The following is a 16,267-nucleotide window of genomic DNA, read 5'->3' on the forward strand; positions in this document are numbered from 1 at the left end:
TCACATGGCGGGGCTTTTGTTTTCAGCAACCGGTCACTCAGACCATCGGGTCGCCAACGTGCAGGATTTTCATCCCGTTGGTGCCGCCAATGGTGTGGTAGCTGTCGCCCTTGGTCAGGATGACCCAGTCGCCTTGCTGGACTACGCCGCGTTTGAGCAACTCGTCCACCGCGGCCTGGCTGACTTGCTCAGGCGGCAAGGAAGCCGGGTCGAACGGTACGGTGTAGACGCCACGGAACATGGCCGCGCGGGCCTGGGTTTCGCGGTGCGGGGAGAACGCATAGATCGGCACCGAAGAACGGATGCGCGACATGATCAACGGCGTGTAGCCACTTTCGGTCAAGGCTATGATCGCCTTCACACCCGGGAAGTGGTTGGCGGTGTACATGGCCGCCAGCGCGATGCTCTGGTCGCAGCTTTCGAAGACCTTGCCGATGCGGTGGCTGGAGGTCTTGCTGGTCGGGTGCTTTTCAGCGCCGACGCAGATGCGCGCCATCGCCTGCACAGCTTCCAGCGGATACAGACCGGCAGCACTTTCCGCCGACAGCATTACGGCGTCGGTGTAGTCGAGCACGGCGTTGGCCACGTCGGACACTTCGGCGCGAGTCGGCATCGGGTTCTGGATCATCGACTCCATCATCTGGGTCGCGACGATCACAGCCTTGTTGTGGCGGCGTGCATGCAGAATGATTTTCTTCTGAATGCCCACCAGCTCGGCGTCGCCGATTTCCACACCCAAATCACCACGGGCAACCATGACCGCGTCGGACGCCTGGATCAGCGCGTCGAGGGTTTCATCGTCGGCCACAGCTTCGGCGCGTTCGATCTTCGCCACCAGCCAGGCGGTACCGCCGGCCTCGTCGCGCAGTTGACGGGCGTATTCCATGTCGGCAGCGTCACGCGGGAAGGACACGGCGAGGTAGTCGACTTCCATCTCGGCGGCGAGCTTGATGTCGGCCTTGTCTTTCTCGGTCAGGGCCGGTGCGGTCAAACCACCGCCGCGACGGTTGATGCCTTTATGGTCGGACAGCGGGCCGCCGATCAGTACGGTGCAGTTCAGTTCGGTGGCGGTGGCGGTATCGACGCGCATCACCACGCGGCCGTCGTCGAGCAGCAGCTCGTCGCCCACGCCGCAGTCCTTGACCAGGTCCGGGTAGTCGATGCCGACCACTTGCTGGTTGCCTTCGGCCAGAGGATGGCTGGTGGAGAAGGTGAATTGATCACCGATCTTCAGCTCGATCTTCTTGTTGGCGAATTTGGCGATACGGATTTTCGGGCCTTGCAGGTCACCCAGCAGGGCAACGAAGCGCCCGTGCTTGGCAGCGAGGTCCCGCACCAGCTTCGCGCGAGCCTTGTGCTCGTCGGGAGTGCCGTGGGAGAAGTTCAGGCGGGCGACGTCCAGGCCAGCCAGAATCAGCTGTTCGAGAACTTCCGGCGAGTTACTGGCCGGGCCAAGGGTAGCGACGATTTTGGTGCGACGGACGGACATTCAAAGACTCCTGAGTTCAAGCGCTGAGTGAGGCTACTATGGTCTCGGGGTGTAGTCATTGTTCGTTTGCACTACTTTTTGTGAAGAGCTTTGTTATTCGCTTGTTTATTGAAACGAACATTCCTGAAGATTTCACGCACCGGGTCGATACAGAGCTCAAGACAGGAGATTCCCCATGCGATTCGTGCCCATTGCCGCCCTTGCCCTCAGCGTTCTCAGTGTGACGGGGTGCGCCCGTTGGTCGATGAACCACCATTTGAATAACGCCTACAGCGCATACGATCGTGGCAATTGCGAGCAGGTCATGCTCGAACTGTCGAAAGTCGAACGCTCCAGCCGCGCGCGGCCTTATGTGTGGCCGGAAGTGTCGATGATGCGCGGCCAGTGCCTGGAACGGCAGAAGCTGTTCATCGATGCGGCCCAAACGTATCAATTCATCATGGCGTCGTACCCGCAAAGCGAATACGCCTACCGCGCCCGTGCACGCCTTGAAACCTTGCAGAGCCTGGGTCATTACCCGATGCGCAGCGTGACGACCGTTCGCCCCACCCAGTACTGATGACGCAGGTCATGCAAAGTCTGGCCTGCCGGCGTCGGTGAGCTATAGTCCAATGGATCGGTTTTAGAGCCTTGCCTCTAAACCGAGGTCACACCTGTGATCGGCAGGAGTAAGCGTCAGCGGTTCGATGGACTGACGCACCGGGATCGGGGAGAGCGTGCCAGGTTTTGAAAAAAACCGACCCGTTCCGAAGCATTAGTGCGGCCCTGCTTAAGGGCCTTGCTGGGCCAACTGCGCATGTTTACCGACCGCCGGATCGAGCGGCATCAACTGCCGTATTTTCTGAAAGTGTTTAACAGTGTCACCGACAAACCCATCGGTTTTCTGGGCAACGTGTCCGCAGACGGACTGATGCTTATCAGTCAGTTGCCGATGATGGTGGGCGCCGACTTTGACCTGCGATTAAAAATCCCCGCGAGCAACGGCTGCCAGCAGGTCATCGACCTGACGGCGTGTTGCCTGTGGTGCCATGAAGACGAAACGCCGCACCATTACGACGCCGGCTTCAGCCTGCAACGGGCACCGCTGGAGTATGAGCAGTTGATGCAGGCGTTGACGCAGTATTTCAGCTTTCAGTCGTTGCCGGCTTCGGCCTGAAGTCCTGTGGTGTCTTCACCATCGCCATCGCGGGCAAGCCTGCTCCCACAAGTATCGAGTTGAAACGCAGATTTTGTGTTCACCGAATAACCCTGTGGGAGCGAGCTTGCTCGCGATGGCGTCAGTGCAAACAGCAAAAAATAGTGGGTAAAGACTAAATCGTTCTTATCGCCTGCTCGTTATCCAGCAACCGCTCCACCCGCATCAACCCCAACTCACTCATCCGATAAATCGCCATCGCCAGATGCCGCTGCTTGTCGTCCAGGCTTTCCGCCAGATCGAGCGGCGGAATGCTGACTGTCGAAAAGGTTTCGTAGATCTCGACAGTCAATGCTTCGGGGTTGGCATCGGGGATAACGGCAAGAGACCCCGGATGCCGCTCGTCGGAACTGTCAGATTTTACAGGTAGGCAATGTTCCGGTTCGCGACGTAGAAAGGAAGCCTTGGAATATTTCAACAGTCTGGGCAGAGGAGCGGAATGATGTCAGACGAAAAGGATCTATCTGTTGATTCATTGATTGGTAATGATGAAGAACCGCTTCAATCCGATGCCGTTAGAGAACTTTATGATGAGGATGGAAAACTATATTTGGATGTGGATAAGTTGCAGGTTGAGCGTGATCATTATACTGAAGATAGTGCAACGATTTCTCGTATTGAGTTTAATGTTCCGCACAGTAATGGTTCGCATCAAGTCTGGATTAAGTATGTGCATTCTTCTGGAACCTGGGATGTGGTTAGAGGAGCTTGGTATAAAGGTGTGAAATGGAATATACTTGATGTTCCAGGTCTTCCGGAGGGGCCAGGTTACTATTGGACGCAGTGGCATTACGAAGGCAATCCGTCAAAAATAGGATACAAACATATCAATGTAAAAAGTCGGCCTGTCATGGATGGAGGTGATGAGCAAGTAGTTGTTGATTCAATTACAGGCTTTGCTGGAGGTGGTCAGGTAACGGTTGTGCGGTCACGTTTTGGCACAGTAATGAGTGAATCAAAAGCATCCAGTGGAGATTTTTATTGGTCGCTGAAGTTGTTAGAGAGTGTAGCTTGGGGGAAGCATGAAATTGTTATCGAACAACTGGTCGGTTATTCGCCACCTGTTTACTCCGCCAATATAAAAACAATACACCTCCTCAAAGCGCCTGCTATTGATTCGCCGGGTTCAGGAGCTGTAATAGCACTTGGACGTCCGGTCCTGTTGAAAGGAAAGGGCGCACCGAATGAAGTCATTGACATTATGAATGGTGAAGGCACTGTCTCTCACGCGGTGACTACCGTTTTAAATGATAAAAGTTATGAGGTGGCCTTTAATCAGGCGAACTATCCCGGTGGCGGTTCGGTCGTGATAAGGGCTAGGCATCGCAGGATAGGAGACTTGGCATGGACGACGCCCCGGACTGTATATTTGCTTGCACAACCGAATATTACCGGGCCTGAAGAATACTCAGTTCAAAACACAAAATTTACGTTGACTGGGAGCTACGGCAATGTGGGCTCCAAGCTTAAAATATTGTTAGATCCGACCGACGTTGAAGTTGGAAAGATTGAATCCTTGACGAGTAATACATGGAGCTGTGAGGTGACGGTGCCTGTGGGCTCCGATCGGCAGCTCGTTGCTGTTCAGGAACGATCCGGGACGCAATCGGTGCGCAGGATTCCTCGCAAGTTCAAAATTCGACCTGCTCAGGTATCGGATATTTCAGCGGTGGTGACGTCTCCCTTTGTCGTCTTCAAGGGCGGCGGATATACAGGGTCCAAGGTTAAGGCCAGGATACCTGGTTTGGATCCCCAGCCATCCCACGTCGATGTGTCGGCGAGCGCCTGGCAGACACAGGCCATTAAAATGGTGCCGAGTGCTTCTCAACAGACTTGTTATTTCCTCCAGTCCTTTGATGGGGTTGACTCTGTGGAGGTCTCTCATTCCGTTAGGGTACCCACGCCGGTTCCGAAGGGTACACAAATCACCTTGTCTGGCGATGTTCCAACGCTCAGGGGCAATGCACATTACTGGTCTACCCATTACACGGCTATCGAGGTCAATCTCAATGGCCTGTGGGACTATATAACGGTGGAGTCTACTGGCGTGTGGAGTGCTACCGGAAAACAAGCACTTCCCCCGGGTAGCTACACACCGCAGGTTCGCCTAGGCGTCAATAATCAATGGTCCGATTATGACGTGCTCGCACCTCTTGTCATCAGGCCGAAAGAGCCGCACGACATCCTGGTTACCCCTAACGGCCTTTCCCCAACTATCACGGGGAAATGCTGGCCTCTGGCAAAGCTTTCTTTGAAGTACAGCGACGAAGACATATACCATCCCATAGATGGCAATTCGAGCGGTACATGGACAACTCGCCGTCCAAAACTGTTCACTCCCGGCAATCACACCTTCACTATTACTCAAACCTTTGGCGGACAAACTTCGCCAATCGCGGGCCCGACGTCGTTCAATATCGCTACTCCTACACCTGCTATCAAATCCCCTTCGTCAGGTGAGGAGGTTAGCTTGAGGCCGACCATAGTCGTTTCCAATGCCTACATCGACTCTGTCATCAAAGTCTACGACGCCCGGGTGGCCAACAAGGTGTTGGGCCAGCACACGGTGACCCAAGCGGGTGACTGTTCAATCACCTTGACGGACGAGTTCGTCAGTGAAGATGAACAGATCATCAAGGTCGATCAGGACTACAAAGGCCAGAAGTCTGCATCCAGTGCGGAGGTGAGCTACCAGGTGAGGCTGCCAAAACCTTTGATTAAAGTGCCGCAAGCGACGAAGTCAATCGAGCGATTCGCTGATTATTCCGGTATTGGTTGGCCCAATTCGAAGGTTTTCTTGACCCGAGTGGGCTTCCCCGACTGGGTCAGACAGGTCGATGTCGATGTGCTGGGCGAATGGAAATTGAGAGTACAGGTGGATGAGGTTGGTCCTCAAACTTTGGCGATTAACCAGCACTACGGAACTTTCACGCGCGCGGGCGATGACCAAGCATTCAACGTGATTCCGAACGCTCCTGTTTTCGAGACGCCGGCAGAGAATGAGCGCCTTACGTCGCAGCGGATGTTTACGGGGTTCGGGTATCCGGGCGATACCGTCTCCGTCGTTAGACATCGCTACCCAACCCACATCTATGGCACCGTTAAGGTGTCGGAAAAAGGTACCTGGTCCATTCGCTCGCAATACAATATTCCCATTGGACATGACCTTTGGGTGACCCTCAAGCAGGAGCGGGATGGATACCTCTCAGGCTGGACCCCGCCGCGTATTGTCCATTTGCCAAGTCCAGAGTCGTGGATCTACGAACCCGCGCCAGGTGACTGGGTGGGTATCTACCCATGGGTCTGCGGTCGGGATAAACCTGGGGCGCAGATCACGGTGGCCTCTGTGTTCGACTCTCAAGAGGTACTGGCGCCGATCACGACCGCCGATGAGTATGGCCGTTGGCGTGTACAGCTCGATAAGCCACTGCCCATCGGGCCTAATTGGGTACAGGTACGGGCCAGTCGGCCGCAACCGGATGGTCAAGAGAATGTGGTTTCCGATTGGGTGCATAGCGGGCGGTTCATTGTCGAACAAATGGGGACCGAATTTGCGCCCCCCACGGTGAAGTTACCACCGCGCAGGGGCGAAGTGGGATTAAGACCTGTGCTGAAAGGGTCGGGGCTGTCAGGCGCGAAAATACAAATCATCGTTGCCAGCGTTATCCGAGCCGAAGCCTGGGTTGACCGCAAAGGTTGCTGGACGGCTCGTTTCAAGGATGAGGTTCCAGTCGTGGACGGTCTGACGTCTTATTCCATACGTCAGTCGAGAGACGGAGTGTGGTCTCGCCAGTTGGCGCCCGAGCGCTCGTTCAAGGTGACTCAAGTCCCGGACGGTTTCCAGGCTCCTGTCATCGACGGGCCTGAGCCAGGTGATGTTGTTGACTTGCGATTCTGGCTGTACGGAAGTGCCATTCCCGGGGCACAGGTCGATGTGTGCCAGGACCTTGACGTGTATGCCACCATCGAGGCTGATGCTGAGGGTCAATGGCAAGTTTGTATTAATAGGGTATTGGCTGCAGGGGACTTTACGTTCACCGCCAGACAAACACTCGATGGCAAAGAATCGCAATCGACATCGGCCATTACCGTCAACGTAAATGAACTTCTGCCTCGGCCCGTGCTTAACCCTTCCGAGGGAACATCGGTCACTCCTGTGACGAAGATATCCGGCCGCGGTTATCCGGGCGCTACGGTTACATTGCTTCGGTCCGGTTCCCCCTATATCTCCTGGGGGGCTGGTGAAGTCGACGGCTTCGGATATTGGGAAATATTGACGAAGCCCTTGCCGTTAGGGACATTCAAAATGACCGGTAAACAAACCCTCAGCGACAAACCGCAGAGTGCCTGGATGTTGGAGCGTATCTATTACGTTTCAAACGCTGGCTAGCGTCTGATATTTCCGATGAGCGGACGCCTCTACTGTCATTTATGACAGTAGAGGTTTGTCGGTAGATGCCGCTCAATATGACTTAGTGGTTTACGGATTATCCCCCCGCATCGGATATGTCGCAGCGGGCCTTTCACGGAGTGTCACCGATGACCGACGCACCCCCGCGCCCTACATTGCAACTGGTCGACCATTTGTTCTCGCAAAAACGTAAAGCCAAACTGGGAAAATTGCAGGAATTTGTCAGCCAGGGCGGAAACGTTTTCGATCTGATGGCATACAGTCCCGCCGGATTGTGCGTTGAGTTCGACCTCACGACGATCGAGGCCAGCCAGTTGCTTGAGCTCAGCTACAGCCTTGGTTTGAAACTGGCTCGTGAATACCGCGAACATCAGCTAACCCGTAGCACCGCACCTGTAGTGGATACCCGTACTGGCTTGCGGGCGATGGTCGACAGCGCAAGGTTCGACAAGTTGTTCGAGGTGGACACGGCCAAAAATACACCAGCCAATGACATTGGTTCCACGGGTTCACCTGTGGCGTATTTGATGTGGATTATTTCTGCGGCGCTAGAACTTGAGGACGCAAGCAAAAGCGACAAAAAGATCACACTGTTCAGACGCCGTCCCGACTTGCTTCAATTGTTGATCGATGAAGCTTCCGTCAATCGTGTAGTCCCGATGCTTACGGTTGTTAATGAGGTGTTGCAATTCCATCTGGAAGCGAACAAGCAGCCTAATGATGATGTTGATACGTTGCTGCGCTCCACACGTTACCCCAATACGCTGCCCTACGACCGTGCCTTTCGCAGCATTGAATATGCAGTCACATCCAGAGAACCGAAGCTGTCACTGGGCGCGATCGTTCAAGCGCTGGACCTGGGCTTTCCTTATTTCATACAACGATCTGCCCGAGGCCCAAACTCGGACATCGCACTGCGCCTGGCCTCGCGCCTGGCACCAATGCAGCAGGAGATGTTGATCGAGCCGGCGTACCCCTTGAGCCCCCGTCAGCAATCGCAGTCCCAGCCCTGGGTCAATCCGCGCTCACGCCAGGTGGTATCGCCGGCGGAACTGACCCCCCAGGCTTTTTATCGGGCTAACTTCAATTGCGATAGCTACGAAGATCTTTTGCCGCTCAAGTCGTTTCTGCAAAAAACTCAACTCAAGCGCGAGGGGGCTGAGCGACTGTTTTCTATTGGGGCCTTTGTTCCGGCGTTGTCAGCCAACGCACCCGCCGAGCGTAAGGGACTCGATCCGAATCTGCCGATATCTGAGACAAACCCAGCACAGCCCACTGGGCCCCAGGACTTCGGTTCGGTATTTATCAACGGGGGTAAAGCACCTTCCATCGGCCTGCTACGGGAGACGGAATCGGATCAATCAATGCAGTTTGTACTGACCAACCTGGGCAAGGATAACCAAGATCGTTTTGACCGTATAAACCGCATGGTTCGCCTTAATCAATGGCTCGGTCTCAAGGCTCATGAAACCGATCAACTGGTCTGCAATGCCATCAGTGCCGAGGTTCGTAAGCGCGAGCAGGGTGCGCTCAAAATGTCCGCAAACACTATGCGCGCATTAGGTTTGTTTCGAAGAATGCATGCCGATTACGGATGCAACGCTGAAGATTTTGCATGTTTTCTCAATCGTATTTCGGCCTTTGAGTATGGTGAGGTGTTGTCCCATTTTGACCGAGTCTTCAACGCAGGATCCCTGTTCGCAACACCGCTGCAAGTAGACAACGTCGAGTTTTCGGTATTTCCGGTCAACGAGGAAGACCAGCGGACGGCAGATCATATTTGCGCGGCGCTGGGCATTGACTTCGACACCTACATCTACTTGGCCGCATTGATAGCGGCGTCGCATGGCCCGGTCGCTGAAAGACCGAACCTGATACTGAATCGCAGTCTTTCGGTTTTTTCCAGTTTTTATCGATTGGTTCGCCTTCCCAGGTTGCTGGGCATCAGCCCGCTGGAAGGGATCGCACTAATCAGCGTACTTGATTTGAAGAGCGATGGCTGGCTGACGCAATTGGCGGGACCGACACATATTGCCATGTACAAATCCGGCGACCAGATTGATGTGCTGAACGTCATTCAAGCCGTTGTTTCGATAGTGGAGTGGTGTCGACGTAATGATCTGTCGCCCAAATGGCTCACACAGCACGTCAGCACGCTGGTGGTTCCGGTGGTGGCAGGGGATCCTGAGCTTGAGCTGCTGTCGCAGTTGAGGGTGCAACTGCTGCCGGTTCGCATGACCGAGGTAATGCTGGTGGATGCCAGTGTGCCGCCTGACCCTTCCGGGGTTGGATGGATGAAGCAACTGGAAACGGTAGTGGATTCCGAGGGTCTGATCATCGGTATCAGTGATCGATCCGATGCCGACTATATGGCGTGGGTCCGCAATGAAGTCATGGTTATCGTCGATGCCATGAAGTTTCCCAAGCCGGATCAACCCTGGATTGTCGAAGCGATTTTGACTGTGGTGTTGCGCTCTCGGGCCCTGCAGCGTGCGTTGGTACAGGAAAGTTTTGCCGTGTTTTTGCAGTTGCCTTCTGATCTGGCGCTGCCGGTGATTGTATGGTCGGGCGGCTACGTCTATCAATTGCTGAGCCAGGCGCTCAAAGCCATTGCCAAGCCGCCGGCATTGACGAGCTGGCCGAAGGAAGTGCTGCGCGAAGACCCTCCGGAAAAAGACTCCGAACAGCGCGAGTTTTTGCGATTGCTCGTGGAATTGCAGCGACGTAGCGAAGTAGCGCGGGAACTCAAACTCAGTTCGGCGATGCTCATCTCTTATCTGGAAAACTCGAGCTGGTTTGGTATCGAGGACATGAGTGAGTTGTCACTGACCACCGTGTTTTATCTGACGTTGTATGGTCGTGCGGTCAAGCTCGCCAAACAACCTGCCCAGAAGCTCCTGGATTACCTGAGCCAAGTGAATCAGGAACTGGGTGAAATTTCCGAGGATGAAGAAGCCTTGGTACGTGATGCCGCAGCCGCTCTGCTGGCAGGTTTTTTTGGCTGCGGGATCAAGGAAGTCCTGGTTTGCGCCATTCACGCCAATCCGATTGGTGAAGCCGATACTCGAGCACCACTGCCGCTGATCCGCAATCTCAAACAATTGGCGCTGTTGCTGCGCATGCTGGAAACGCGTGACCAGACGGGCCTGGATTTCGATGCCCTGTTGATGCTGGGCAAGTTGACCCCCACGGACAGTGATGCAACCTACCGAGCTGCCGCACAACGCGCCCTGGAAAGCCTGTCCGAAAACTTGATTGAAGGCGCAAGCGAGGAGACGGGTGAGTTTGGGCAAAGTCTCGACGTCGTTTGCGAGGTGGACCGCAGAAAATTGGTGGCCAACATGCCGAATGAAATCGCCACGTTCACCCTGACCCTGCGCGATTACACCGGCAAGGTGTTGAAGTATGTGCAGGTGAAATGGTCTCACACTGGTGAAGGTGTACTCATGGATCAGCTGACCCGCACTGACCACCAAGGCAAAACCACAGCCCGGCTGATGGCAGGCGGCAAGATGGGTGTTGCTCATGTGACGTACCGCCTGTCATTGCGAGAGGAAATCGCTGCAGCTTCGGTGTTGATTGATTGTGACGATAAGCTGAAACCAATTAACGCCAGCATGAGCGTTGAACCCCAGCGAAATCTACTGGCAGGGGAAAAAGAGTTCGCCACCGTTAAAGTCCGGTTCGTCGATGACCATGACAACGTAGCCCGGGGGAAACAGATCAACTGGTCCACTGATTTGGGCACTATCAGACCAGATGAAACGTTCACAGATAACCAGGGCTATTCTGTCGTTCGCCTCTACAGTGAACTTGAGGGGGATGCAATCGTCAGTGCCCGGTACGTCGAGGGCGGGCAGGGAGTGGAGTTCGAACCAATCCGCTTTGTCGAGGAGCCGCAGATCAAGGCTCTGGTCGCCACAACGCCGGCGGTTGTCGGTCAGGTGTTGACGGTAATGTGTGAAGTTTTCGGGTTGAATAACAAGCCGTTACCTGGACACGAGGTAAGGTGGTCGACTTCGTACGTAGGAATGCTGCATAAGTCTTTTACTGATGATGACGGCAAGGCTTATTGGGATATTCCCGACTTGACTGAGGGGCTGTTGCATGTCACTGCCGCTGTCGGTTCTGCCGGGCAGGATCAAACCCTGGATCTCTGGGTGGCTGAGCAAGTATTGATCGGGAGGGTTTCCGAAGAATGGCTAGTGCCAGTCGCCGATTCCATGGTGCCGAGCGAGATCTGGATCGAACTACATGGCCATTCTGATCTCTCCCGGCCTATTGCTCTATACCCCGTGGCCTGGACTTTAGAACGGCTTTCACCCGCTAATCCGGTCTTTAACACGTCGATCACAATCCCGACCAATGAGTCCGGGCGATCCACCTTCATGTTCATGCCTGGGGCTGTTGGTGATTACAAACTCAAGGCGCAGGTTCAAGGAATAGATGCCCCTCAAGAGTTTTCGATTGAGGTATTACCGGTGTTTGAGTGGAAGGTAGACCTGATTCGAAATCCTGGCGCCGATGAAGTCACGATTCCAGTGGTACCTGGCTCAGGTGATCTAGAGTTGTCCGCTGGCGTTAAGTACAAACTCAATATTTTGCCCCGCAGTCAGCCACTGGTGGGGAGCGAAGCCATCCTTGGATGGACGCAGGCTGAAGGCAGTAGTGCCGCAACAGTCGGGCTTGCATTTACACCCAGGTTGGCAATCCCCACTGCTTTTCTAGAAGAAGGCACTCCATTGTCATGGGACATTGACTGCAATGCCCGCAATGATCGGACGTTCGGTCTGGTGCTCTCCTGTCCTTTCGTAAACAGGCCATTGGTCTTGAAGGGCAAAGTACGAAAATAACCTGCTCATCAGCCACGTATCCATGACATCGGAAACGCGATTGCGGGCACCCCCGTGCCGGGCAATGGCGCTCGCCCCAAATCAGGACAGGAGTTGAACCATGGCAACGCTTTTTGTCAGCACGCTGGAAGAAGAACGAGCCCTCGCCCAGGCAGCCCTGGCGTGCAATTCGCAGCTGATCAAGTATCCCGACGGTATAGAGCCTCAGTCGTTCGAGGACTTGCAAGAGTACTTGAACATTGATCCGCAGAGTTCTGCCGACGTTCATACCTCAAAAGTTGCGCAAGCGATTGCCAGTGTCCAGCAGTACATCAATCGTATTTACAACGGTATGGAGCCTGGTTATGACACGGGATCTTTTGACCCGCAGAATGAGCAGTTCTGGCAGAACATTGGCGGAAGTTTGAGTTGGTGGCGTGCCAATGTGATGATCAAAGATTACCCGGAGAACTTCACTGAGCCAACGCTTCGGATAAAGCGCACGCGTTTGTTCAGAACGCTTGAAGACAACCTGAACCAGACACACCTGAACGAAGATTCTGTGCACCTCTGTATCAAAGAGTATTTGCGCAGTTTTCAGGAAATCAGCGATCTGTATGTAATCAGTGGTTACGTTGACAGTGACCAGTTCAAAAAAGCCACCTATTACTTTATCAGCAGGGAGAGGGTCGAACCCTTCCGTCATTTCTGGCGCAAGGCCGACATCGATCTTTCGCAGCCCCAGAGTTTTGTGAACCCAACGGCCTGGAGTGAGTGGGAGTTGATCAAGATTCCATCGACCGACCGAATGCTCGATATCCGGCCGGTATTCTGGGGGGGGCGGCTATTTGTTGTCTGGGCAGACTGGCGTAAACCTCTGGTGGATCAGGACGGCAAGGTCTTTAGCGATGGCGTTCTGAAAATTCAGGCGTCATACCTGACCCTGAACGGAGAATGGTCCGTACCCTTTGTACTCAACGAGCTGCCTCGTGCCGAACCTTTCGATGAGAAGGGCGGTCGGTTGGTGGCCGTGGTGTTTGGTGAGTTGAATGCCAAGGAAGACAAGTTGGCGGTCTACTTTACCAATCGCAACTCTGCAACGCTGGGGGCTGAACCTGCGCTACTGGATATATACGACACTCGCGACACACTGATGCGCAAACGACCGGTTGAAGATAAAGCGCTTCTGGAGATGGCGACAGGGCGGTTCAAAGATGCTTCGACCTTGCAGTATAGAGTCATGCCAGCGAATCGATTCACGCTCACGGTTGACCGAATAGACGGCGATAAAGATGAAGTCGTGGGTGATTTCAACAATACGCTGGGTCTGGAGGCCGTCCTTACCCGGGAAATGGTTGGCGGTGTTAGCAAGGAAGTATTACGGGTAAGGGGGACATGCAGTTATAAAGCGGAGTCAACGCTCAATGCGAGCTTCACGCTGACGTTTGGTGCCAAGGCACCGGATGATCCGGATCCACAAGTAACCGCCATGGCGCTGGACGGTAATGGGCGCACGGAATGGATGGTCGTCCGCCGCGATCAGTTTCCCATCGATGCGAATATTCCCTTCAGTTTCGCCATTGCAGATTTCAAAGACGCGACTACAAAACCACCCATAGACCTAAGAAAAAGCACTAATGTTTACGCCGTCAAAAAACTTGTGAGCACAGCTAGCTATATTCTCCCCAAGCTGCACAGCAGCGCAGACAACGCCGCGCAATTTCTGGATTTCAACAATTCTGTTGCTGGGCAAAGTTTTCAGTACACGCGGCTGAATACCGTGATTGGCCCGCAGCTATTGGCGCGAGCTGATATTTCGGTGGCCAGCGTCCTGAGCTGGCCGACCCAGCACCTCACGGAACCGGGCTGGCCGGGCACAAAACCCGAGGGGCATGGGCCGTTTGAAGGCAGCAACGGCTTGTACATGTGGGAACTGTTCTTTCACGTCGTTCACCTGGTGGTGTACCGCCTGCGAAACGAAGGCCGATTCCTGGAGGCCCAACGCTGGAATCACTACATTTTCGATCCCAAACTCAATGAGCAAACGTTTGAAGAAACGGATCCAGGTGTCCCCGCTGCACCCAAGTACTGGCGCTGTCGTCCCCTGATTGACAAAGGCGATATCGCCCATGAGTTGGCCGAGCCCAATGATCCGGATGCAATTGCCTATGGCACGCCAAAGCACTACCGAATCGCTATGTTCATGGAGTATGTGCGCACCTTAATCGAGTGGGGCGACTGGCTGTATCGGCAATTAAACCGTGATGACCTTGCAGCTGCGCAATTACATTACTTGCGCGCAGAGGCGCTGATGGGCGAGGAACCTGAGTTCGGTACAGCCAGCGACTGGACTCCCCAAACGATCCAGGAACTGCAGAACAGGATGAAAGACCGCGAATCGCTGCGCCAGTTTGAAAGGCAGTTTGTACTGAAGCCTGATGACTGGCCGCGAGGTTCGACATCCCGGCCCTGTCTGGCAGTGCTTGGTGTAAAGGGATTTCGCACGCCCATCAACCAGACCTTGCTGGACACTTATGCCCGTATCCGTGAGCGCCTGTTTAATCTGCGACATAACCTGACTATCGATGGCAGACCGATCAATCTGCCGCTTTACAGGGCAGCGGCCGATCCCAAGCAACTATTGTTGGCTCAGGCGGCGGGGACTGCCGGGCTGGTGCGACGCGTGGGAAGTGAACTAGTGGTTCCTCCGTATCGCTTCAACGTCATGCTCGACCTGGCCTTGAGTGCACTGGAAACTCACTCCCGTTTTAGTGAAATGCTGCGTCAGCATCTGGATCAACGCGATAGTGGGCGGCAGCAAGAGTTGCAGCATCTGCAAATAAACGAATTAGGCACCTTTGCCATAACGATGCAGAAGGAAACCATCAGCCAGTTGCGCGAGGCCAAGGCTGCCTTGGTGAAAAGCAAGGAAATGGCGCAGGCGCGGGCCGAACATTTCGAGCAGTTGTCCAAAGAGTATGTCTCGCCTGGCGAGTATCGGGTGTTGGATCAGATCCAGCTGGCAAAGACTGTGTCTGCCGGATCGAGTGGGCTAATGGCTGTCGCTGCGGCAATAAGGCTTATTCCCACCATTGGTGGTGCGGCATTCGGGGGGGCAGACCCCAGCGCAATCCCGCAATCATTAGGGATGGCGGTCCAGATCATGGCCGACGGAATGTTGTCGGATGCTGAGCGCCAGTCAAAATCCGAAGATTTCCGTCGTCGCGCGCAGGACTGGAACCTCAGCAGCAAACAGGGCCGCCTGGAAGTGGATGCCTATGACCAACAACTGATAGCCCAGGATCATGCTATCAACGCAGCAGAGGCGAGCTTGCGACACACTGAAACCGCCAACGCCCACACGCTAGCGATGTATACGTTCTTGAAGCAGGAGCGTGACATCACTGTGGACTTCAGTAGCTGGATCGTCGGTCAAATGAAGAACATGTATTTCCGGGCCCACGATGCTGTGGTCTCACTCTGTCAGACAGCTGAAACCTGCATGCGCTTCCAGACCGGCGACTACGAAAGTGAGCCGTTCATTCGCCCCAACATCTGGCAAGAGAAATACCATGGATTTACGGCTTGCGAATCCTTGAAGCTGGATCTGCTGCTCATGTTGACCGAGTACCATAAACGCCATGAGCGCCGGCTGGAACTGGTCAAAACGATCTCCCTTAAGAACCTGTTCGACAACCAGCACCTGTACGGCATGCAGAGTCATGCCAATTGGGACACGGCATTGTCGGCTCTACGTGATGACACCAACGGAGGGACTCTGACGTTCGAGTTCACGCAAAGGCTGTTTGATGACGACTACCCAGGGCACTTTTGCCGACAGATCATTGCCGTCAACGTAACGATACCCGCGGTAGTCGGTCCTTTTCAGAATGTACAGGCAATCCTGTTGCAGACCGGCAGCCATACGCTGACCCAATCAAGCGAAGCATCATTGAGATCCATGTATGGCGAGGGCGCCGCCGGTCCGGACATCAAGGTCAATGTGCGCCCCAGTCAGCAGATTGGTGTATCCACCGCTCTTAATGACACAGGCATGGTCGACATATCGTTCAACTCCGATCGCTACTTTCCGTTTGAAGGGACAGGGGGGGTATCGACATGGCAAATGCATTTTCCTCGACATACAAAGCCGTCGCAGAAGGCGCTGCTGGCCTGCATGACCGACGTCATTGTAACGCTCAGCTACATGGCCAAGGACGGCGGGAGTAGTTATACCGCCTTGGCAAAGCAGCTGGTCGAGAAACCTGTCATTGCTGATCAACCTTAAGCGCTCCAGGACAACCTTGTGAGGGCAATGTGGCGCTCTTCCAGTGAACATA

The 16,267-nt window shown here is 54.5% G+C and carries 7 protein-coding genes; 5 read left to right on the forward strand and 2 right to left on the reverse strand.

The annotated features are described in order from the left end of the window. Positions 1–37: 37 nt before the first annotated feature. A complete protein-coding gene (gene pyk, locus QRN31_RS01025; protein ID WP_285429591.1) occupies positions 38–1,489 on the reverse strand; it encodes a pyruvate kinase in 1,452 nt (483 codons plus the stop codon). 175 nt (positions 1,490–1,664) lie between these two features. Here pyk and QRN31_RS01030 point away from each other — a divergent pair, with 175 nt between their 5' ends. Further along, complete coding sequence (locus QRN31_RS01030; protein WP_285429593.1) at positions 1,665–2,048, forward strand: tetratricopeptide repeat protein; 384 nt, start codon at positions 1,665–1,667, stop codon at positions 2,046–2,048. Positions 2,049–2,285: 237 nt separating this feature from the next. Beyond that, positions 2,286–2,645 carry a PilZ domain-containing protein gene (locus QRN31_RS01035; protein ID WP_285429594.1) on the forward strand — a complete coding sequence of 120 codons (360 nt, stop codon included), beginning with the start codon at positions 2,286–2,288 and terminating at the stop codon, positions 2,643–2,645. 154 nt (positions 2,646–2,799) lie between these two features. Here the strand turns inward: QRN31_RS01035 and QRN31_RS01040 are convergent, their stop codons facing one another. Beyond that, on the reverse strand, positions 2,800–3,102 hold the full coding sequence (locus QRN31_RS01040) for a DUF6124 family protein (protein WP_285429596.1): 303 nt from the start codon (positions 3,100–3,102) through the stop codon (positions 2,800–2,802). Between the two features lie 24 nt (positions 3,103–3,126). On the opposite strand from QRN31_RS01040, the gene QRN31_RS01045 reads away from it, so the two are divergent. The 3 genes from QRN31_RS01045 to QRN31_RS01055 all read left to right on the forward strand — a co-directional run bounded on the left by QRN31_RS01045 (position 3,127) and on the right by QRN31_RS01055 (position 16,215). After that, a complete protein-coding gene (locus QRN31_RS01045; RefSeq protein ID WP_285429597.1) occupies positions 3,127–7,074 on the forward strand; it encodes a hypothetical protein in 3,948 nt (1,315 codons plus the stop codon). 149 nt (positions 7,075–7,223) lie between these two features. Then, on the forward strand, positions 7,224–11,948 hold the full coding sequence (locus tag QRN31_RS01050) for a Tc toxin subunit A (RefSeq protein WP_285429599.1): 4,725 nt from the start codon (positions 7,224–7,226) through the stop codon (positions 11,946–11,948). A 100-nt stretch (positions 11,949–12,048) separates the two neighbouring features. Next, positions 12,049–16,215, forward strand: coding sequence for a Tc toxin subunit A-related protein (locus QRN31_RS01055; RefSeq protein ID WP_285429601.1), 4,167 nt, complete (start codon positions 12,049–12,051; stop codon positions 16,213–16,215). Positions 16,216–16,267: the final 52 nt, after the last annotated feature.

Origin of the sequence: Pseudomonas sp. fls2-241-R2A-110 (assembly GCF_030209165.1) — a bacterium.
Lineage (GTDB): Bacteria > Pseudomonadota > Gammaproteobacteria > Pseudomonadales > Pseudomonadaceae > Aquipseudomonas.